This window comes from Streptomyces sp. NPDC006711 (assembly GCF_042869775.1).
Taxonomy (GTDB): Bacteria; Actinomycetota; Actinomycetes; order Streptomycetales; family Streptomycetaceae; genus Streptomyces.
This window is the reverse complement of the sequence record NZ_JBIAGO010000002.1, coordinates 577411-597779: the sequence shown is the minus strand read 5'-3', so window position 1 is coordinate 597779 and position 20369 is coordinate 577411. Positions and strand designations below refer to the sequence as shown.

Annotated in this window: 15 protein-coding genes; 9 read left to right on the top strand and 6 right to left on the bottom strand. The window is 73.2% G+C overall.

Going from position 1 to position 20369, the window contains the following annotated elements; translation table 11 throughout:
* Positions 1 to 83: 83 nt before the first annotated feature.
* On the bottom strand, positions 84 to 3209 hold the full coding sequence (locus ACFYM2_RS06665; protein WP_388833940.1) for an AAA family ATPase: 3126 nt from the start codon (positions 3207 to 3209) through the stop codon (positions 84 to 86).
* Positions 3210 to 3315: 106 nt separating this feature from the next.
* Here ACFYM2_RS06665 and ACFYM2_RS06660 point away from each other — a divergent pair, with 106 nt between their 5' ends.
* A complete protein-coding gene (locus tag ACFYM2_RS06660) occupies positions 3316 to 3891 on the top strand; it encodes an adenylosuccinate lyase (RefSeq protein ID WP_388833937.1) in 576 nt (191 codons plus the stop codon).
* Between the two features lie 41 nt (positions 3892 to 3932).
* Here ACFYM2_RS06660 and ACFYM2_RS06655 read toward each other — a convergent pair whose 3' ends face one another.
* A complete protein-coding gene (locus tag ACFYM2_RS06655) occupies positions 3933 to 4334 on the bottom strand; it encodes a RidA family protein (protein ID WP_350233503.1) in 402 nt (133 codons plus the stop codon).
* Positions 4335 to 4381: 47 nt separating this feature from the next.
* Positions 4382 to 5416: an Rv2578c family radical SAM protein gene (locus ACFYM2_RS06650; RefSeq protein WP_358993815.1), complete on the bottom strand. Its 1035-nt coding sequence runs from the start codon at positions 5414 to 5416 to the stop codon at positions 4382 to 4384.
* 169 nt (positions 5417 to 5585) lie between these two features.
* Between ACFYM2_RS06650 and ACFYM2_RS06645 the strand changes: the two genes are divergently transcribed.
* The 4 genes from ACFYM2_RS06645 (at position 5586) to ACFYM2_RS06630 (ending at position 12252) form a co-directional block, all read left to right on the top strand.
* Positions 5586 to 6029 carry an SRPBCC family protein gene (locus tag ACFYM2_RS06645; RefSeq protein WP_388833934.1) on the top strand — a complete coding sequence of 148 codons (444 nt, stop codon included), beginning with the start codon at positions 5586 to 5588 and terminating at the stop codon, positions 6027 to 6029.
* Positions 6030 to 6229: 200 nt separating this feature from the next.
* Positions 6230 to 8668, top strand: a complete 2439-nt coding sequence (locus tag ACFYM2_RS06640) for an MFS transporter (protein WP_388833931.1) — start codon at positions 6230 to 6232, stop codon at positions 8666 to 8668.
* A gap of 181 nt (positions 8669 to 8849) precedes the next feature.
* Positions 8850 to 11351 carry a SpoIIE family protein phosphatase gene (locus tag ACFYM2_RS06635; RefSeq protein ID WP_388833929.1) on the top strand — a complete coding sequence of 834 codons (2502 nt, stop codon included), beginning with the start codon at positions 8850 to 8852 and terminating at the stop codon, positions 11349 to 11351.
* A 175-nt stretch (positions 11352 to 11526) separates the two neighbouring features.
* Positions 11527 to 12252: a class I SAM-dependent methyltransferase gene (locus ACFYM2_RS06630; RefSeq protein WP_358993808.1), complete on the top strand. Its 726-nt coding sequence runs from the start codon at positions 11527 to 11529 to the stop codon at positions 12250 to 12252.
* A gap of 37 nt (positions 12253 to 12289) precedes the next feature.
* Here the strand turns inward: ACFYM2_RS06630 and ACFYM2_RS06625 are convergent, their stop codons facing one another.
* Together ACFYM2_RS06625 and ACFYM2_RS06620 are read right to left on the bottom strand one after the other, a co-directional pair.
* Positions 12290 to 13105, bottom strand: coding sequence for a VOC family protein (locus ACFYM2_RS06625; protein WP_388462092.1), 816 nt, complete (start codon positions 13103 to 13105; stop codon positions 12290 to 12292).
* A gap of 153 nt (positions 13106 to 13258) precedes the next feature.
* The gene (locus ACFYM2_RS06620; protein ID WP_358993805.1) at positions 13259 to 13651 is read right to left on the bottom strand and encodes a hypothetical protein; all 393 of its coding nucleotides are present in this window, start codon (positions 13649 to 13651) and stop codon (positions 13259 to 13261) included.
* Between the two features lie 903 nt (positions 13652 to 14554).
* Here ACFYM2_RS06620 and ACFYM2_RS06615 point away from each other — a divergent pair.
* The gene (locus ACFYM2_RS06615; RefSeq protein WP_388833927.1) at positions 14555 to 15826 is read left to right on the top strand and encodes a hypothetical protein; all 1272 of its coding nucleotides are present in this window, start codon (positions 14555 to 14557) and stop codon (positions 15824 to 15826) included.
* A 318-nt stretch (positions 15827 to 16144) separates the two neighbouring features.
* On the opposite strand, the gene ACFYM2_RS06610 is transcribed toward ACFYM2_RS06615, so the two are convergent.
* Positions 16145 to 16750, bottom strand: a complete 606-nt coding sequence (locus tag ACFYM2_RS06610) for a flavin reductase family protein (protein WP_388455754.1) — start codon at positions 16748 to 16750, stop codon at positions 16145 to 16147.
* A gap of 377 nt (positions 16751 to 17127) precedes the next feature.
* Here ACFYM2_RS06610 and ACFYM2_RS06605 point away from each other — a divergent pair, with 377 nt between their 5' ends.
* The 3 genes from ACFYM2_RS06605 (at position 17128) to ACFYM2_RS06595 (ending at position 20363) form a co-directional block, all read left to right on the top strand.
* Positions 17128 to 18366, top strand: coding sequence for an ice-binding family protein (locus ACFYM2_RS06605; protein ID WP_358993797.1), 1239 nt, complete (start codon positions 17128 to 17130; stop codon positions 18364 to 18366).
* 124 nt (positions 18367 to 18490) lie between these two features.
* Positions 18491 to 19249 carry a DUF5819 family protein gene (locus ACFYM2_RS06600; protein ID WP_388833924.1) on the top strand — a complete coding sequence of 253 codons (759 nt, stop codon included), beginning with the start codon at positions 18491 to 18493 and terminating at the stop codon, positions 19247 to 19249.
* Positions 19239 to 20363, top strand: a complete 1125-nt coding sequence (locus ACFYM2_RS06595) for an HTTM domain-containing protein (protein WP_388833921.1) — start codon at positions 19239 to 19241, stop codon at positions 20361 to 20363. The genes ACFYM2_RS06600 and ACFYM2_RS06595 overlap by 11 nt, the downstream gene beginning before the upstream one ends.
* The last annotated feature ends 6 nt before the right edge of the window (positions 20364 to 20369 follow it).

The window sequence follows — 20369 nt, the reverse complement described above, 5'->3', positions numbered from 1 at the left end:
GGGGGTGGTGTGTGCGGCGGGGCGGGTGGACGGGAGTTGGGAGGGCGGTGGGCCCGGGCTCTCGGAGTCGGTGCGCGCGGGTGTCAGCCGAGCGGCGCGGCCGGGGCCGTGGCGAGCTCGTCGCGTGAGGCGAGCGCCAGCTTCGTCAGGACGCGGTCCACGTGCGCGGCCACCGCGCGCGGCGACAGGAAGAGCTCCGCACCCACCTCGCGGTCGGTCAGACCCTGCCCGGCGAGACGCGCGATGTGCGCTTCGAGGGGAGACAGTGCCCGCGCCGCCGCGAGGTGGGGACGGCTGGCCGCACCCCTGTCCGGCGTCGCCGTCCGCCCGCCCGCGAGCGCCAACTCCTCGCAGGCAGCCGCAGACCAGGGCCGCGCCCCGATCCGGTCGAAGGCGACCCGTGCGGAGCGCAGCAGCGGACGCGCCTCGGCGCTACGGTGCCGGCGGGCGAGCCAGCCGCCGTACGCGAGCTCGGCGCGGGCCCGTGGCCAGGGCCAGCGGGCCAGATTCTCGCCGAGCGCCCGCCGGAACAGGGTCTCCGCCTCGACGTCGTCGGCCAGGACCGCCGCCGCGTACCGCAGGTGGACGCGCACCAGCGGCGCCGGGGACCGGGCGGTGCGCCGCGCGAGGGAGGCGAGCACCCGCGCCGCGTCGTCGCGTCGCGCCGCGCGTACGGCCGCGTCGGCGAGGAAGCCGACCGCGCCCACGCTCTCCAGGCACGCCGCGCCGCCGTCCGGCCCTGGGCTCTCGGAATCCGGGCCGACGTGCCCGGCGCGCAGGCCGCGATCGCGATCGCGATTGAGGCCCTGGCCCTCGGGGCCCGCGTCCTCGGAGCCGTCGTCCTTGGGGAACAGGCCGCGCAGCACCTCGTACGCATCGCCGTGGCGCCCGGCCACGCACGCGGCGATGCCACGGGCCAGGCCCACCCGCACCGCCAGGCCCGCGTCCCGGCCCGAGCAGGCGCCCTCGGCGCGACCCGCCAGACGCAGGGCCGCCCGGTCGTCACCGCGCAGGGCCGAGGCCAGGGCGTCGTCCACCAGCGCGGCCGCCGTATCCGCCGGCTGCCCCGTCTCGACCGCGATCCGGCTCACCTCGTCGGCGGCCTCGGCGGCCCGGTGCCAGTCGCCCACGTCGAGCCGGACCCGTACCTGCGTGGCGAGCACCGGCGGCAGCAGGTCCAGACGCCCCTGCGCGCGCAGCCCGCTCTCCGCGCGGTCGAGGAAGTCGCCCGCCGCCACCGGATCACCCACCGCGTGGGCGGCCGAGCCGAGCAGACACAGCCCCTCGGCATCGGTGACGTTCTTGGTCAAGGCGGATCGGTCGTCTCCCAACTGACCCAGTACGTACGCTGCTTGACGCACTGGTTGGGCCAGCGCGAGCGTGGCGGTCAGCCGGGGTTCGCACGCCGGTCCCCGCAGGGGCGTGGCGAGGGCGACGAGGTGTTCTCGCACCGGCGCGCCGGCCTCCGCGTGCCGGCAGCGCAGCGCGGCGGCGAGCAGCAGATCCAACGCCAACGACAAGTCCTGGTCCGCCGTCGAGAGGTCCCCGTCCGCCAACGACAAGTTCTGGTCCGCCGTGGAGAGGTCCCCGTCCGCCAGCGGGACGTCCCGGACGCGCGCGACGAGTTCGGCCATTGCGCACAAGCGCAGAACGGTGTCGTCGTCTCGCGTGCCGTCCGGCGTGAGCCCCGGGGGACGCGCGGTCCTGGCCCGGTCGTCCCTCTCCGGGCCGGGCCCGGTCCGGCCGCACCGGCGCGGGGGCGTAGCGGCGTCGCCTTCCCCGTGCACCCGCGCCCGTTCCCCCAGCCACGCCGCCCAGGCGCACTCGCGCTCGTCCAGGGTGGTCGCGGTCAGGGCGGAGAGCAGGCGGTGTACGAGGTCGGGGCGGGAGGCCCGGGCGCTGTGGTCGGCGGCCAGGAGCAGTCGGCGGTCGCGGCGCGCCGGGGACGATGTGAGCCGTGCGGCCTGCTCAAGCGTGCGGACCGCGAGGGCGGCGGAGCCCCGGTCGAGCGGGATGCGGTGGGCGGCCGCGAGCTCGTCGGCCACGGCGTCGTCGAACCCCTCCACCGCCAGCGCGCGGTGCCACCTCGCGCGATAGGGATCGGCGAAGACACCGGCGAGCGCCGCGTGCGCCGCCCGCCGCCGCGACCGGGGCTCGGCGCGGAACGTGCCCGCGCGCGCCGCCGTGTGACGGAGGCGGACCCGATCCTCCTCGACGCACAGCAGACCGGCGTCCACCGCGCGGCCCAGATCACCGGCGGACACCGGGACGCCACCGCCGAGCGCGGAGGCGGCGGCCAGGATCTCCAGGACCCGCCCGGTGCCCGCGACGGCCGCCACCAGCACCACGTCCCGCGCGGGCGGCGAAAGCCCCTCCAGGCGCGCGGCGAACACCTGCTCAAGACGCTCCGGCAGGGGTGTCGGGGAGTCCCACCGCTGCTGGTCGCCGTCCTCAACTCCGCGATGGAAGCTGGGCAGTTCGGCCAAAGCGAGGAGGTTTCCCCCGGCCGCCGCGAGCACGCGCCGACGCTGGGCGGGCGTGAGGCCGGTGGCCGTGACCGCGAGGATTTCGCGGGCCGCCGCCGGGCCGAGCGCTGTGAGGTCAAGGCGCTCAGAACCGGCCGGGGGCGGCCGCTCGCCCGGGCCGCTCCTGGCCGTCGCGCACAGCAGGACGGAGTCGTCACCCACGCGCCGGGCGAGAAAGGCGAACGCCTCGAAGCTGGGCTCGTCGAGCCAGGTGAGATCGTCGACGGCGGCGAACACCGGCCGGCCCACGGCGCACTCGCCCAACAGGTGCAGCGCGGCGAGCGCCACGAGGTGGGGTCCCGGCACGGGCCCCGCCGGCTCGCCGAACGCGGTGAGCAGCGCGGTGCGCTGAGCCGCGGGCAGCGCGCCCGCCGCACCCATCAGCGGGCGCAGCAGCTCACGCAGCGCGGCGTAGGGAGGGGCGGCGGGGCACGGCGTGCCCGATGTGGCCAGAACCAGCAGGCCCGCGTCGGCGGCGAACCCGCGTGCCGCGCGCAGCAGGGTCGACTTGCCGCTGCCGGGCGCCCCCTGAATGACGAGCGCGCCCCCGCCGGGCGAGGTGCGCGAGGGAGCGGGCCCCACCGAGCGGATCCGCGCGGCGAGCGCCGCGAACTCGGCCCGGCGGCCCGGTAACCAGGGACGCGCGGGCCCATCGCCCAGCGCCGGACTGCCGATGGCCTCCATGGGGCTGCTCCTCGCGTGGGGTCCTTGCCCGTGGCATGTCCCGGTGTGTGCCGGGATCCGATCATCCTTGGGTCCCCAACGGCCGTACGCCACTAGGCTTTTGGACATGGACGAGGAGTTCCGGTCCCTTGTGGACCGGGTGCGCGGCGAGAGCGGCGGGTCGGCGGCGTACGAACGGCTGCTCGGCACCGTCGATCCCGACGAGCTCGCCGCCGTGCTCACCGAGCGTGAACGACCGCTCTGGGCACGGGAATTGGCAGCCTTCCGGCTGGGGGTCGCGGGGGACCGGCGGGCCTTCGAGGCGCTGGTCCTGCTGCTCAACCACCGCGACCCCGAGCGGTGCGTGAGCGCCGCCCACGCCCTCGCGCGCCTGGGCGACCCCCGCACGGCGCGCGCGGCGGCGGCGCTGGCCACCAACGAACTGCGCACGGCCTATGCCCTGCATCCGGTGCGGCTGCTCACCGCGCTGCGCGCCCCCGAGTCCGTACCGGCTCTGATCAAGACCCTGCGGCCGCTGCTCTCGCCGCACAGCCCCTACGGCCGGGTGGCTGTGGCCTGCATCGAGGGCCTGGGCGAGCTCGGTGACCGGCGGGCCGTGGAGATCCTGACCGAGGCCCTGGCCCACCCCCGCCTCGCCCGCCAGGCGGCGTGGGCCCTGCGCCGCATCGAAGCCGGCCGGTGAGGCGAGCGGGGCCCCGGACGACGCCACTTCGAAGACACCCCCTAGGCGGGCGCGGTCACCGCGAACGCCTCGATCTCCACGAGCAGTTCGGGCCGGACCAGGGCGCCGACCTGGACGGCCGAGCTGGCGGGCAGCCGCTCGTGGCCCATGGCGGCCTCGCGCGCCGCGCGGACCGCCGGCATGTGGGCCATGTCCGTGACGAAGTAGGTCAGCTTCACCACGTCGTCGAACGTGGCGCCCGCCGCGGCCAGGGCACGGCGCAGGTTCTCGAAGACCCGCTCGGCCTGGGCCCGGGCGTCGCCCGCGCCGACCACGTCGCCCTCCTCGTCCAGGGCGCACTGCCCCGATATCGCGACGAACCGTCCCGTCCCCCAGACCACATGGCTGTAGGCGGGGCTGGGCGCGAGGCCTTCGGGGGCGGGGACATGGGTCAATGAGGTCATGCGCCCATCCTCGCGCACGCCACTGACAGCGCGCCCTCGGGGGCGGTTCAGAGCAGGGTGAGTTGGGTCGGCTCCGGCTCGCTCGGCGCGGCGGCCGGGATGCGCCGGGCCGCTCCGCGATGGGCGGGTCCGATGCCGAACTCGGTGGCCAGCTCGTGCACTTGGCCGGTGATCCGGCGCTGGTACCACTTCGGCGCGTACGCCCCTTCCGCGTACAGCCGCTCGTAGCGGCGCACCAGATGCGGATGGTGCTGCCCGAGCCAGGCCATGAACCACTCGCGGGCACCGGGCCGCAGATGGAGCGTCAGCGGGGTCACCGAGGTGGCGCCCGACGCGGCGATCGCGCGGACCGTGGCCCGCAGCTGGTCGGGGTGGTCGCCGAGGAAGGGGATCACGGGGGCCATCAGGACCGAGCACCCGACGCCGTGCTCGGTCAGCGTCCGTACGACGTCGAGGCGGCGCTCAGGCGCGGGCGTGCCCGGCTCGACGGTGCGCCACAGCTCCTGGTCGAGGAAGCCGACGGACACCGAGGCGCCGACCTCCGTCACGGCGGCGGCCTGCTTCAGGAGCTCCAGGTCCCGCAGGATGAGCGTGCCCTTGGTGAGGATGGAGAACGGGTTCGCGTGATCGCGCAGGGCCGCGATGATGCCCGGCATCAGGCGGTAGCGGCCCTCGGCGCGCTGGTAGCAGTCGACATTGGTGCCCATCGCGATGTGCGCCCCCTGCCAGCGGCGCGAGGAGAGGTGGGAGCGCAGCAGCTCCGGCGCGTTGACCTTCACCACGATCTGGGAGTCGAAACCGAGGCCGGTGTCCAGGTCCAGATAGCTGTGCGTCTTGCGGGCGAAGCAGTACACGCACGCGTGCGAGCAGCCCCGGTACGGGTTGACGGTCCACTCGAACGGCATGCGCGATGCCCCTGGCACCCGGTTGACGATCGAGCGCGCCCGGATCTCGTGGAAGGTGATCCCCCGGAACTCGGGGGTGTCGAACGTGCGGGTCGTCACCGCGTCGGCGGCGAACAGCGCGGCCGTACCCGCCCGGGCCGCCGGGGCGTCGTCATCGGCGAGATTTTCCCAGCGCATGAACGCCTCCTCGGGTCGCACGGGCCTGGTCGGTCACTCCTACCCCTGAATAGAACACATGTTCCCTTCTTGATCGCAACCCGGATTGTGACGGCCGAGCGCGAGGTGGTTGGCTTGGCCCACCCGAAATCCCCGGAGAACCCGGAAAACCACTGCTGGAGGAAGCGCCATGGCACAGGTCGAAGCCACGACGGAACGGATCATCGCGGCGGACCCGGAGACCGTGTTCGACATGCTCGCCGACTACCGGGCCGGCCGCCCGGCGCTCCTGACGGAGCACTTCAGCGAGTACGAGGTCCGCGAGGGCGGCGACGGCGCGGGCACCCTGGTCCACTGGAAGCTCCAGGCCACCAGCAAGCGGGTGCGCGACTGCCTCCTGGAGGTGACCGAGCCGACCGACGGGCAGCTCGTCGAGAAGGACCGCAACTCCTCCATGGTCACCACCTGGACGGTCACGCCGGCCGGCGAGGGCCGCTCCAAGGCCGTCGTCTCCACCGTGTGGAACGGCGCTTCGGGCATCGGCGGGTTCTTCGAAAGGACCTTCGCGCCCAAGGGGCTTGGCCGCATCTACGACGCGATGCTCGCCAACCTCGCCGCCAAGACCGAGAAGTAGCCCGGGGTGGCCCCCGGCGATCCCCCCGCGCGGTCACCGGTTCGGGTGGACTTCCCGCCCGCCACGGTTGTGCGCCGTAGGGGCTCCCGCCAGCGCATAAGCGCCCGGCGCACGCCCGGCGCCCTCCCTCACTCCGCTTGCCCCGGTTGTCGCGTAATGCGAGAAATGGTCGGCGCAGGGCGTGACGAGGGGAGAGTTTCGTGGGCGGGATCACTCTGGTGAAGGACGGGCGGGCCACCGGGCCCGCCGCGGCCCCGGCGGTGGCGGCGGTGGCGGCGGTGCCTTCCGGGGAGGAACGCGCCGCGCCCCAGGCGCAGTTGGACCCCCGCCGGGTGCGGATGGTCTTCCTGGGCCTGATGCTCACCCTGCTGCTCGCGGCGCTCGACCAGATGATCGTCGCGACCGCGCTGCCGAAGATCGTCGGCGATCTGCACGGCCTGGACAAGGTCTCCTGGGCCGTCACCGCCTATCTGCTCGCCTCCACCATCGGGCTGCCCATCTACGGCAAGCTCGGCGACCTCTTCGGCCGTAAACCCGTCTTCCAGTTCGCGATCGTCGTCTTCGTCATCGGCTCCGCGCTGGCGGGCTGGTCGCGCACGATGGACCAGCTCATCGTCTTCCGTGCCCTGCAAGGCGTCGGCGGCGGCGGTCTCATGATCGGCGTGCAGGCCATCATCGCGGACATCGTGCCGCCCCGCGACCGCGGCCGCTTCATGGGCCTGATCGGCGCCGTCTTCGGGCTGGCCTCGGTCGCGGGCCCCCTGCTCGGCGGGTTCTTCACCGACCACACCTCCTGGCGCTGGTGCTTCTACATCAACGTGCCCTTCGGCCTGGTCACCCTCGCCGTCGTCACCGCCGTGCTCCGACTGCCGAGGCCCGCCGTGCGCCCCCGCCTCGACCTGCTCGGCATGCTGCTGCTCGCCGCCGCCTCCACCTGCCTGGTCCTGCTGACCAGTTGGGGCGGGACCGAGTACGCCTGGGGTTCGCGCACCATCCTGGGGCTCGCCGCCGGCGCCGCCGGAACGACCCTGCTGTTCCTGGTCGTCGAGAACCACGCGGCCGAACCCGTCATCCCCCTGCGGCTCTTCCGCGACCCCGTCTTCACCGTCTCCGGCCTCGTCGGCGCCGTCATCGGCGTCGCCCTCTTCGGCGCCGCCAGCTATCTGCCGACGTTCCTGCAAATGGTCGACGGGGTCAGCGCCACCGCGTCAGGACTGCTCGTGCTGCCCATGATGGGCGGCATCGTCATCGCCTCCGTCGTCGCGGGCCAGCTCATCAGCCGCACCGGGCGCTACAAGCCCTACCCGATCATCGGGGGAGCCGTCTCCGCCGTCGGCATGTGGCTGCTCTCCCGGCTCGGCACCGACACCCCCCGGCTCGACTACAGCATCTGGATGGCCGTGCTCGGCGCGGGCATCGGCCTGGTCATGCCGGTCCTCATCGTCGCCGTGCAGAACGCCGCAGACCCCGCCGACCTCGGCACCGCCACCAGCGCCAACAACTACTTCCGGCAGATCGGCGGCAGCGTCGGCGCCGCCGTCTTCGGCACTCTGTTCACCAACCGCCTCGCCCACGCGCTCGCCGAGCGGCTGCCGGCCTCGGCGCGCCTTCCCGACCCCGAGTCGATCACCCCGCAGCTGGTGCGCGCCATGCCCCCCGCGCTGCGTGACGGCTACATCCGGGCCTACGCCGACGCCATGCCGCGGATCTTCCTCTACCTCGTGCCGGTGCTCGTGCTCGGCTTCGTCCTCGCCTTCTTCCTCAAGGAGAAACCGCTGGTGTCCCAGAACGCCCCCATCGCCGAGACGCTTCCCCCGGCCACCACCGCCGACACCGCGCCCCTGCCGCACGCCCGTACCGCCCCCAACTCCGGTTACGCGAGCGGTGTTCCGGTGACCGGCACCGTCCAGCACCACGACGGCTCCACCGTGCCGCGCGCCGCCCTCACCCTCGTCGACGTACGCGGCCAACAGGTCGGGCGCGGCGCGAGCGGCGCGGACGGACGGTACGCGCTGAGCGTGCCGGGCGCCGGGTCCTACGTCCTGATCGCCGCCGCCGGCGGTCACCAGCCGCAGGCCGTCGCCGTGACCGTCGGGGAACGCCCCGTCGACCTCGACGTGGTGCTCGGCGGCGCGGGCCGCCTCGCCGGCGCCGTCGTCACCGCCGACGGCACGCCCGTGCGGGACGCCGCCGTCACCCTCACCGACGTACGCGGCGAGGTGGTGGCCGCCACCCGCAGCGGGCGCGAGGGGGGCTATGTGATCACGGAGCTGGTGGCGGGGGAGTACACCCTGGCCGCCAGCGCCCCCGCCTTCCGGCCCGCCGCGCTCCCGGTCAGCGTGCAGGCCTCGCGCGAGACCCGCCAGGACATCGAGCTGGCCGGCGGCGCGGTGCTGCGCGGCACGGTCCGCGCGGGCGGCGGGCGCCCCGTCGAGGACGCCCGGGTCACCCTGCTCGACGCCGCGGGCAACGTCGTGGACACCCTCACCACCGGCCCCGACGGCACCTTCAGATTCGTCGACCTGTCCTCCGGCGAGTACACGGTCATCGCGGCCGGGTATCCGCCGGTGGCCACCGTCCTCCAGGTCGCGGGCGGCGGCCGCACCGAGCGCGACCTCCAACTGGGGCACGAGGACTGACCTCGGCCGAGCCACGGGGACCGGCCTCAACTGGACCATGCTGACTGACCTTTGGTCAATGCGTCCGGCATGTGCGCGGGGGCGTACGCCTATTGTGGAGTTGCCCCGCGCGCGGTGCGCCGATACCCGTACGGTGGTGGACAGCCGCCGTTCACCGCGGCGGGGAAGGAGCCCCCCATCCATGGACCGTGGTACTGCGCCGGAGCCGGCGCGACAGCCCGCCGTGGCCGGCCGGATCCCGCTCGCCGTGATCGTCGTGGACGGCGAGGGCCTGGTGTCGCACTGGTCCTCCGGCGCGCGCAGGCTCTTCGGTCCCGACAAGGAGGACGCGGTGGGCCGGCCCGCCGTCGACCTGCTCCCGGTCTCCGGAGCGCTGGAGCGCCACTACGACCACGACTGCGACGGCTATGAGGAGTTCGAGGAGGCAGGCCCCGGCCTCGATGGGCCGCTGACCGGCCGCACCGCCTTCCCCAGCACCGGCCGGGCCACGCTGCGCGAGCCCGGCCGTGAGCGCACCGACGTGGTGTGGTGGGCCTATCCGCTGGTCGGCCCCGGGCCCGAACGGCTCCTGGTCCTGGCGGCCGACGCGGCCCAGCTGCACCAGGAGCGCGAGGACTCCGAAGGCCCCCACGGCCTCGATGACCCCGACAGCCCCGAGAGCCCTGACGGCACCGACGACGGGGCGAACCCCTTCGAGCGGATAGCGCCCGGCTTCGCCCTGCACACCGAGTTCCCGGGCGCCGACGAGCTGGCCCGGCGGCTGCCGGAGATCCTGCCCAGCATGAGCGTCGGCGAGAGCTCCCGGATCGTGTCCCAGGTCCTCGAACTGGGCTATCCCGTCCTGGAGTTCAGCCGTCACGACCGGGTTCCCGTCACACCCGACTGGGGGGTGCCCCGGCGCGCCGAACACCGCTCCGCGCGCCGGCGCCACCCCCTGGAGCCCGTGTCGTGGGCCCAGCCCCGCTCACCCGAATTCGCCGCCGACCTCGAATACGCTGCGGTGCGCGAACGGCTGGAATTCCTCAACGAGGTCAGCGGCCGCATCGGCTCCTCACTGGACCTCGCCCGCACCATCCAGGAGGTCAGCGCCGCCGTCGTCCCCCGCTTCACCGATGTCGCAGGCACCTATCTGCGCGAGCAGGTCATCGCGGGCGAGGGCTTCCCCGACGGGCCGCCCGACGAGCGCACCCTGTGGCACCGCGTCGCCCTGGAACACGTCGAGGAACCGGGCCGCTGGGACGACGTCGTACCGGTCGGCGAATCCATGCCGTTCCCCGCGCACACCCCGTTCTTCCAGTGCATGACCTCGGGCGAGCCCGTCCTCGTGCCCCGGATCAGCGAGCAGATGGGCACCGCCATCGCCTCGCAGTTCGAAAAGCGTGACATCCGGCCGCTCATCAACGGCCGCTCCATGCTGGTGGTCCCGCTCAAGGCGCGCAACGTGGTGCTCGGCTTCATGATCCTGCTGCGGCACGCCGAACGGGCCGAGTTCAACGACATGGACCGCGTCACCGGCGCCGAACTTGCCGCCCGCGCCGGGCTCGTACTCGACAACGCCCGCATGTACACCTACCAGGAAAGCGTCGCCGAGACCCTTCAGGACTCGATGCTCCCGCAGGTCGCCCCGCGCATGGCGGGCTGCGACACCGCGACCCGCTATCTGCCGGGCACGCTGCTCGGCCGCGTCGGCGGCGACTGGTTCGACTCGGTCAAGCTGCCCGGCTCACGGACCGCGCTCGTGGTCGGCGACGTCATGGGCCACGGCCTCAACTCGGCCGCCATGATGGGCCAGTTGCGCACGGCCGTCCAGACCATGGCCGCCCTCGACCTGCCGCCCCACCAACTCCTGCGCAATCTGGACAACTTGGCACAGCGCCTGGGCGAGCACTACCTCGCCACCTGTCTGTACGCCGTGTACGACCCGATCAAGGGCGAGCTGTTGATGGCCAACGCGGGCCACGTACCGCCGGTGATCGTACGGTCGGCCGACGGGCGCAGCGAACTGATCGACCTGCCCACGGGCGCCCCCATCGGCGTCGGCGGAGTGCCGTTCGAGACGGCCCGTATCGCGGTCGAGCCCGGCGACCGGCTGGTGATGTGCACCGACGGTCTCGTCGAAGTGCGCGGCGAGGACATAGGCGTGGGCCTCGCCACGCTCTGCGAGTCCGCCGCCCACCCGGCGGCCTCCATGGACGACGCCTGCGACACGATCATCCGCTCCCTCAACACCCGGGGCGGACGCAAGGACGACGTGGCCCTGCTCATGGCGCGCCTGAACGGGATCGCCCGCGAGGACGTCGCCGAGTGGCGGCTCGCCGCCGAGGAGCAAGAGGTGGGCCGCGCCCGGCACTTGGTGCGCGAACAGCTCGTCCAGTGGGGCCTGGCGGCCGTCACGGAAACCGTCGAGCTGCTGGTCAGCGAGGTCGTCACCAACGGCATCCGGCACGCGCACGGCCGCCAGGTCGAGCTGCGTCTGGTGCGCGCCGAAGCGCTCCTGTGCGAGGTGGCCGACGACGACCACACCCTGCCGTCGCTGCTCAGCGCCGGCCCCGACGACGAGGCGGGCCGGGGCCTGCGGGTGGTCAGCGAGCTCGCCCACGCCTGGGGCAGCAGCCGCACCGGCAATGGCAAGACGGTCTGGTTCGACGTGGCGCTGCCCCGTGCGGCACGCGGAAGCAGGTGACGCGAAGGGAGACGGCGAAGCCTCAACTCGCCCTGCTTTCACGGTAGATGCCTGCGGTCGGTATCCATCACGACCGCTCGAACGGCAGGTGAAGGTGTCTGCCGGAGGCTTGCCCGGCGTGCGCCCCACGCGGTACACCGATCTTGACACTGTGAGGCTGCCCGGGGAGTCGGTCATGAGCGTGACGCGTAAGTACAAGGACGCCTGGGACGGGTTCTGGGGCGAGGCGCCCAACGAGCCGGGCACGGTCTTCTGGGACGCGGAACCCGCGCTGACCGCCGCCCGCCACCTGGCCCACTTCGCGCCGCGCATCGACCGCCCCGACCTGCCGATGGTGGACCTCGGCTGCGGCAACGGCACGCAGACCCGCTACCTCGCGGGCCACTTCGCGAAGGTGACGGGCGTGGACCTCGCCCTCGCCGCCGTCGAGCGGGCACGCAGCCAGGACCCGGCAGGCGAAGCGGAGTTCGAGCAGCTGGACGCCGCCGACGCCAAGGCGGTCCAGGCCCTGCGCGACCGGCTCGGAGACGCCAACGTGTACGTACGGGGTGTGCTGCACCAGTGCGAGCAGAGCGACCGTCGGCCCGTGGCGGACGCCATAGCCACCCTGATCGGCGACACGGGCCGCGCCTTCGTGGTGGAACTCGCCGAGGACGCCAAGCCCGTACTGATGGGCCTCGCCCAGAGCCCCGCGGGCCCGCCGCCCAAACTGCGGCCGGTCTTCGCCCACGGGATAGCGCCGGGCGAGGTCTCCGACCGCGCGCTCACAGAACTCCTCGCGACGGCGGGCCTCACGGTGCTCGCCGAAGGCGAACTCCCGCTCCTGACCACGGAGTACACCGGGGACGGCCGACGCATCGAGCTGCCCTCGCGCTGGCTGGTCGTGAGCCGCGCGGCCTGAGGTGCCCGACCGGAGCGCGGACGGCGCCGCGCGGCGGTCAGCCCGGCGTGCTGAGGGTGAAGGTGGCTCCGTCGGGGTCGCTCAGGCGGGCCCAGGGGCCGGTCGGTGAGACGCCTTCGGCCAGGACGGTGGCGCCGTGCGCGCGGGCCTTCACCGCGTGATGGAGCGGATCGTCGACGGTGAAGTGGGTGTGCCAGTGCGGGCGCAGACTCGGATCGGGCGCGGCCTCGACCGCCCCCGAGGTCAGCCGCGCCACCACGTGCCCGCCGTGGCGCAGGACGACCTCGTCGTGCTCGTAGCGCACATCGCAGCAGCCCGGGCCCTCGCGCGCCCAGTCCAGGACCTCCCCGTAGAAGATCGCCGCGTCGAAGGCGTCCCTGGTCTGCAACCGCGTCCAGGCCGGAGCGGTGTCGCGCCACGTCTCCCACTGCGACACCAGCGGGCCCTGCCACAGCCCGAAGACCGCCCCGTCCCGGTCCGCCGCCAGCGCCCCGCGCCCGGTGTGCAGTGCGACCGGGCCCACCGCCACCGTGCCGCCGCGCTCGCGGATCCGGGACGCGGTGACATCGGCGTCCTCCACCGCGAAGTACGGCGTCCAGGCGACCGCGACCTGGAGTGCGGGCGCCAGCGCGCCGATCCCCGCCACCGGCACCCCGTTCGCGAGCGCGATCCGGAACTCCTCGCCCAGCACGCCCGAGCGGAAGCGCCAGCCGAGGACCGTGCCGTAGAAATCGAGCGCGGCACTCAGGTCCCGCGCCATCAGGCTCACCCAGCACGGCGCCCCGAGAGCCACCTCGCTGGAGGCGATGGCCCGCTTCGCGGAAATGCCGGGGTTGCTCGGTGGTGCCGTCACGGGACCCTCACTCACGCCCAGGAATGCCAACTTTTCGGCACATAGACCTGTCCATTGTCTCGCGCGGGCCCAGCGCCCGCACGCCGGACGCCGCCGGCCCGGTCGCGGGCGGCCCGATGCCGGTGCCAGTGCGGGTGCCCGGGCCGGTGCGGGTCAGCGGTCGGGATCGCAGCTCTCGCGCCGGCGCCCGATGGTGAGCAGCGCGTCCATGAGGCCATCGTGATCGTCCCGGGCGGCGGTGTGGACGGCGCCTTCCTCCAGGACGGTGCGCAGCTCGGGAAAGACGGCGGTGGCGGGCGTCGTGCGCAGGACGACGGCGCTGGGCGGCGTCAGCGAGCGCAGCCCCGTGAACAGGGCGGCCGGGTCGCTGTCTCCGTCCATGCTGGGGTCGAGGACGGTGACGTCGGGCAGCAGGACGTACGCCTGCGCCAGGGCGAGCCGGGGGCTCGGCGTATGCGCGATGACGCGGAAGTGGGGGTTGCGGTGGATGCGCTCACGCAGCACGGCCGCTTCCTCGTCGGTGGCTACCAGCAGCACGGTGATCACGCTCCCAGCATGGCGCGAGCGCCCGCCGCGAGCCACGCGAAGGGGCGACGGTCCGGCCCGGACCCGGCGAGCGGGGAACCCGGCGAACGTGCTCCGCCGGGGCGGCGGACGCCGGGGCCGGCGGGTGCCTGGGTCGGGGGGTGCCTGCGTTGGCGGGGTGCCGGGCCGACGGGGGTCCGTGTGGGTGGGGGTCCATGCGCGCGGGCCCGGGCTGGCGGGGACCCGGGCTGGTGAGGACCCAGGCGGCCCCGGACCCGGGCGCTGGTCAGGGCCCGGACTGGTGGGGACCCGGGCCGGCCCGGACCCGGGCCGGCGAGGCCCGGGTCGGTTCCCGACGCGATTCGGTGAGGGCCCACGCTCAAGAGGAGCGGGGTCGATGGGGACCCGCATGGATGCGTACCCACGCGCCGGGACCCGAGCTGGTCAGGACCTGGACTGCCGAGGACCCCAGCCGGTGAGGGCCGGACCCGGACCCGAGTTGGTGAGGGCCCGAGCCCGAGAGGAGACGGGCCAGCCAGGACCCGGGCTGGTCAGGACCCGGGCCGGACCCGGACCCGAGTCGGTGAGGGCCCACGCCCGCGAGGCGCAGGGCTGGCCAGGCCCCGGACTGAAGAGGCCCCGGGCCGCCTCGAACCCGGGCCGGGCCTCGAACCGGAGCCGCCCAGGCCCTGGGCCGGCCCCGGACCCCAGCCGGTGAGGAGCCGGGCCAGCGAGGAGCCGGGCCAACCAGGAGCCGGGTCAGCCAAGGCCCGAGCCGACCAGGCCCCGCGTCGGCCCACCGGATTGCCGGGACGGAGACGATTTGCTCCCCTACATCCCGAAGCGTTCCCGATTGCCGTTCCCCGTGCGGGAGTTGAGCCCGCGGCGCAGCCACGGACGGGGCGGACCCGATACGGTGCTCGTGTGCTGATCAAGGGGCAGGAACCGGGTACGGCGCTGCTGCTGGCAGCCGCCCCGGCGAACAAGGGGCGTCTCATCGACGCGGCGTCGGTGCTTCCCGGGCTGGCCGCCGTGCCTCCGGGTGTGCTGACCGGTACGGACACCGCCAGCGTCGTGGAGCTCGCCGATCCGGTCGACCCGCAGACCGTGCTGACCAGGATCCGCGCCGTGGCCGCGTCGCCCGGCCCGGTGTCGGTGTATCTCGCGGGCCAACTGCACCTCGACTCCCGCGCGCACCAGACGCATCTGGCGCTGGCCCGGACCACGCGGACGAGCGTGCGCTACACCGCCTTGCCCTGGCAGTGGCTGGCGCACGCGTTCCAGGCGCGCGAGCCCGGCACGACCACCGTGATCGTCGACCTGGTCGCCGACCCGGAGGCGTGGGAGCGACTGCGTCAGGAAGGCCTCGCCCTTTGCCCCGGTGTCCGGCTCCACGGCAGAATCGTCCCGCCCGCGCCACGCCGCGCTGTGGCCTCGCCGGACTACCTCAAAACGTACGCGCGGGTCTGGCGCGGTGGGGCCCGGCCGCCGCTCGCCGAGCTCCACGCGTACGCCGTCGATCACAGCGGCCCTGAGAACGCGCTGCTCCTGAGCGCGGACGCGCCATCCGCCCAGAATCCCGCACCCCCGAGCAGCGACGCCACCGTGCCGCCGGCCGGAACGCGAGCGACGCTGCCAGTACCGCAGGCGACCCCGCCCGTACCGCGGGAGATCCCGGCCGCGACGCGGGCCGACGTCGCCAGGACCCTGCCGCCCCTGCCACCCCTGCCCTCCGAACCACCCGTCACCCCGCGCGCGTCGGCCGACCCGCACCCGGCGATCCTGGCCGCCGCCCGTGCGGGACGCCACGGCGAGGCGGCGTCGATGGCGGCGATGTGGGAGAGCGAGGCGTGGCGGGCCCACGGCCCCTCGTCGCAGGAAGCCTTGCACTGGCTGGAGGTGCGCGCCGACCTCGCCAGGCTGGCCCAGGATCCGGCGCGCTCGTGCGAGCTGTGGATGTCGTGCGCGCAGGGCAGACTCACCCGGGGCCAGGACGCGGACGACAGCGATGTGCAGGCCGCCGTGGACCGTGCCCATCACCAGTGGGAGCAGCTGGCCGATCCCGAGCGCGCGCGGGCGCTCACGCCGGCCCTGATCGCGCTGCGTGAGCAGGTGCCGGGCCGTCAACAGGGCGCCGTCGAGGCGGTACGCCGACGCGTGGAGCAGCTGGGCACGGTGGCCGCCGCCGGACGCTAGAACCGGCGCGCGGGGCGCCGTCACCACCGTGTGCGGCGGCCCGACAGGCGGCGAAGCCGTTCCTCCCAGCGGCCCGCCAGGCGCCCAGCGACCCAGACCCGCCTCGCGAGGCGCGCCGCCCTGCGTGTCCGTACGAGTCCGAGCGAGGACCGGCGTCGGCGTGTTTCTGATTTCCCCATGCCCCCAGGGTGGTCCGCATACCCCGGCCCCGCACGCCCCGGCCGCGCCCCACGCACCCGGGGCAACCGACCCACCGTCGAGCTCGCCGCCCCCGGGGCAACCGACCCGCTGTCGGGCTCCCCGGCGCGGCCGGACCGCTCAGGCGCCCTCGGGTCCCGCGTAAGGCACCCGGCTGAGTTCGTGCACGGAACCGACCGTGCCCCACTCGTCCCGGCCGAGCCGGGCCAGCGGCAGCAGGCGGCCGATCTCGGGGTGTCCGTCGACCATGACCTCGTCCGCCACCACCGCGTGCACGACCCGGCCGAACACGACGGTCGAGTCGCCGATGCCGAGCGTGCTGTGCAGCTCGCACTCCAGGGCCACCGGCGACTCGCCCACCCGGGGCGGCTTCACCCGCAGGCTCGGCTCGGCTGCCAGGCCCGCCTGCTCGAACTCGCTCACCCCGTGCGGGAAGGAGGTCGCGGTGGCGTTCACCTGATTCATGAGCGGTTCGGACGCCAGATTGACCACGAACTGTCCCGTCGCCTCGACATTGCGCAGCGAGTCCTTGCGCCCGACCGAGGTGAACTGCACGACGGGCGGCGCGATGGCGGCGATGCTGAAGAAGGAGTGTGGTGCGAGATTGGGGATCCCGTCGGACGACACCGTCGACACCCACGCGATGGGGCGGGGCACCACGGTCGCCGTGAGCAGCCGGTAGAACTCGGTCGAGGACATGGCGCCGGGATCGAAGTCGATACGCATGCGGGTCAGTATCCATGCCTCGCCGCCGCCCCACCGCACCCGGAGCGCGCATCCTCAACAGGCCGTTTGCGCAAGGTGATTGACCGTGGTGGATGCCGCGGCCGCGCAGTGCGCGGAACCCTGCCGGACCGTCCCCTGGAAGGGAGGGGCGCGGGCGGCGCCCGCGCCGGAGAGGCCGGAGATCCGGAGACAGCCCGGCGCCATTCAGGTAATTAATCATTTGTGCAGATCAAGCACAGAATTCTTCCATCTCAGCTAAACGGCTGCGGAGGAGCCCTAAATCAGGGCAGTTTCCTGCGTAATATTCCAGACGCAGAATCGAATTCTGTACGGCCGGGAACTGCCAAGACCATCCTCTTCAAGGAGTTGGCCCCTCGATGACGCTGAACATTCCTGACGCGCCTGAGCGCCGCACATTGTCGGTGTGGATCGCGGCGCTCACGGCCGTGGTGCTCGCCGCCGCCGTTCTCGCGGTGACGCCGACACGCGCAAACGCCGTCGCCAGCCCCGTGCCCCTGGGCACGGCGGCCAGTTTCGGAGTCCTGGCCGGAGCCACGGTCACCAATACCGGCCCCACGGAGGTCGACGGCCTCATCGTCGGCGTAAGCCCCGGGACGGCCATCACCGGGTTCCAGACGTCGGACGGAGGACCCGGCAAGGTGACCCCTCCCGGCGTTCTGCACGCCGCCGACGCCGTCGCGGGCCAGGCCAAGACCGACCTGAACACGGCGTACAACGAGGCCGCAGGGCAGAGCCTCACCGACGCGGTCTACAACGACGCTCCCCATGAGTTCGGTGGCCAGACCCTGACGCCCGGCCTCTACCGGGCGAACAGCTCCGCCGCGATCACCGGCACGCTCACCCTTGACGCGCAGGGCGACTCCAGTGCCGTCTGGGTGTTCCAGATCGGTTCGACGCTGACCACGGCGTCCGCCAGCTCGGTGAGCTTCATCAATGGTGCCTCCCCGTGCAATGTGTACTGGCAGGTCGGCAGCTCGGCCACCCTCGGTACCGACTCCACATTCGTGGGCACCATCCTGGCCGACACCTCGATCACCGCGACCACGGGCGCGACTGTCAACGGCCGGCTGCTGGCCGACGCGGGCCTGCGCGGCGACGGCGCCGTGACGCTGGACAGCAACAGGATCTTCCAGGGGCCGTGCGGCACCGCGTCCACGGGCGGAACGACGGGTGGAACGACGGGTGGAACCACGGGCGGTCTGATCACGGGCGGGGTGATCGCGGGCGCCACGTCGGGCGGCACCACGGCCGGCACTACTGGCGCCACCACGGTCGGAGTCATCGGCGGCGTGCCGACAGGCGGCGGAACCGGTGGCGTGCTCGGCGGCCTCATCGGCGGCGTCCTGACGACGGGCGGCACCACGGGCGGAGCCCTCGGCGGCCTCGTCGCGGGCGCCACCACGGGCGGGACCACCGGCGCCACCACGGGCGCCACGACCGGCGGGACGACGGGCCCCACGACCGGCGGGACCGGACACGACCACGGCGGAAAGCCCGAAGACCACGGCTATGGCGGTTACGGCGACGAGTCCGGCACGAACAGCAGCGGCTACGGCAACGGTTACGGCAGCGGTTACGGCAACGCCGGCCACTGAGCCGTGCACGTGTCCTTGAGGGGCGGGCGGCGCGCGATGGAGCGGTGTCGCTTCCATCGCGCGCCGCCCGCGCGAGCTCAGGAGAAGCAGTGAGTGGAGCCGGGGCCGAAAGCCAGGAGGGGCCATGATGGATGACACCGCGTCAGCCCTCGCGGGCGAATCCGCGGAAGGACTTCCGTATCAATGCGCGGTCCGATCCGCCGAACGGCCCGCGCCGCTGAAATCCGCGGAAAGAGCCGCGAAACGACGGAGGTATGCGCCGATATTGATGAAAGCGGCAACCAATGCCGCCGTGGTCCTCTGTCTGGCGACCGCGCTGACCCATGTGCTCCTCGTCTTTTTGCATGTGGCGCCCTCGAACCCGCTCTCCCGGCGGTACAGCCGGCAAGTCAACGCATGGATCTTCCCGCTCTTCGAGCAGAACTGGCGGCTATTCGCCCCCGATCCGGAGTCCGTCAACCAGCGGATTTCGGCGAGAACCCTGCACACTGATCCGGACGGAACCGCGCGGGTGAGCGGCTGGTTCGATCTGACCGCCGTGGACAACGCCGCCGTGAGGCACAACCCCTTCCCGAGTCACATCGCGCAGAACATGCTGCGCCGAGCCTGGAGTTCCTACCTCGAAAACCACGTCGTCGACGACCAGCCGCGCTCGCCGCGCGCAGTGATGACTCAGCGGTATCTGGCCAACATCGCGACGGACCGCGTCAAGGCCGCGCGTGGCGGGAGCTTCAAGGCCGTCCAGCTGCGGGTGGTCACCGTGCCGATCGCCGCGCCCGTCCCGACGGGCAGCGGGGTCACCGAGGCGGACGCGACGAAGATGCCTGCTCGTACGCGGTACCTGCCCTGGTGGCGAACGGAGGAGGATTCCCGTGGCGACTGAACGACTGTGCGCATCGCGCCCCCATACCGACGAGCGGACGGGAGCGGGCGTACCGGGCCGGGCAGCCGGCCGTCTCCGCGCGGTGCTTGACGGCCTGACCGAGCGGCCGGTGTCCTTGTACGCCGCGGCGGTCCTGCGCATCGGATACGGCCTTGTCCACCTGGTCTTCCTGCTGCGCGAATTCCCGCACCGCGACGAGATCTGGGGTCCGGGATCACCGTGGACCCCGGACCTGGCGAGGCAGCTGTTCGACCAGACCGGGTGGGACAGCATCCTCACCCTGTCGGACAACCGCGCCTACTTCGAAGCCTGTTACGCACTGGCCGTCGTCACATCGGCACTGTTCGCCCTCGGCTGGCGGACCAGAGCGGTCTCCGTGGCGTTCGCGGTCGTTGTCGCCTCGTTCCACAGCAGGGCGATCCTCATGAGCGACGGAGGGGACAATCTCATCCTCCTCATGTCCCTTTACCTCGCCCTGACCGCATGCGGACGTCGTTGGTCCCTTGACGCACGCAGAGTCCGGCGCCGGGCAGGCGCGGGCATCGCGGTGCGCGCGCCGGGCGGGGCACAGGGCGAGCTGCGAAGCCACCTCCGCGCTTCCCGGCGGACCCTGACCGCCGTGCTGCACAACTGCGGGATGTTCGTCATCGCGGCCCAGGTCTGCTTCCTCTACGGTTCCGCGGGCCTGTACAAGGTGCAGGGCGGATCCTGGGGCAGTGGGACCGCCCTCCACTACGTGCTGCACCTCGACCTGTTCCGGCCCTGGCCCGGGCTTTCGGGCATGGCGGACGAGCACGACGTACTCATCGCCATCGCCTGCTACCTGACGGTGCTGTTGCAGGTTGCCTTCCCGTTCGTCCTGTTCGGCCGGCTCAAGTACCCGGTCCTGACCGCGCTGTTGGGTATGCACGTCGGCATCGCGGTACTGATGGGGCTGCCCCTTTTCTCCGGCGCGATGATCATCGCCGACGCCGTGTTCCTGCCGGACCGTTTCTACCGCGCTCTGGGAAGGCCACGGCGACGCGCTGCCCGGGGCGCGGCTTCCGGAACAACGTCTGAGGCGCCCCGGGCGCCGCGTGCCCTGGTGCCCACGCAGAGCGAGCCTTCCGGGTGAAGCCCG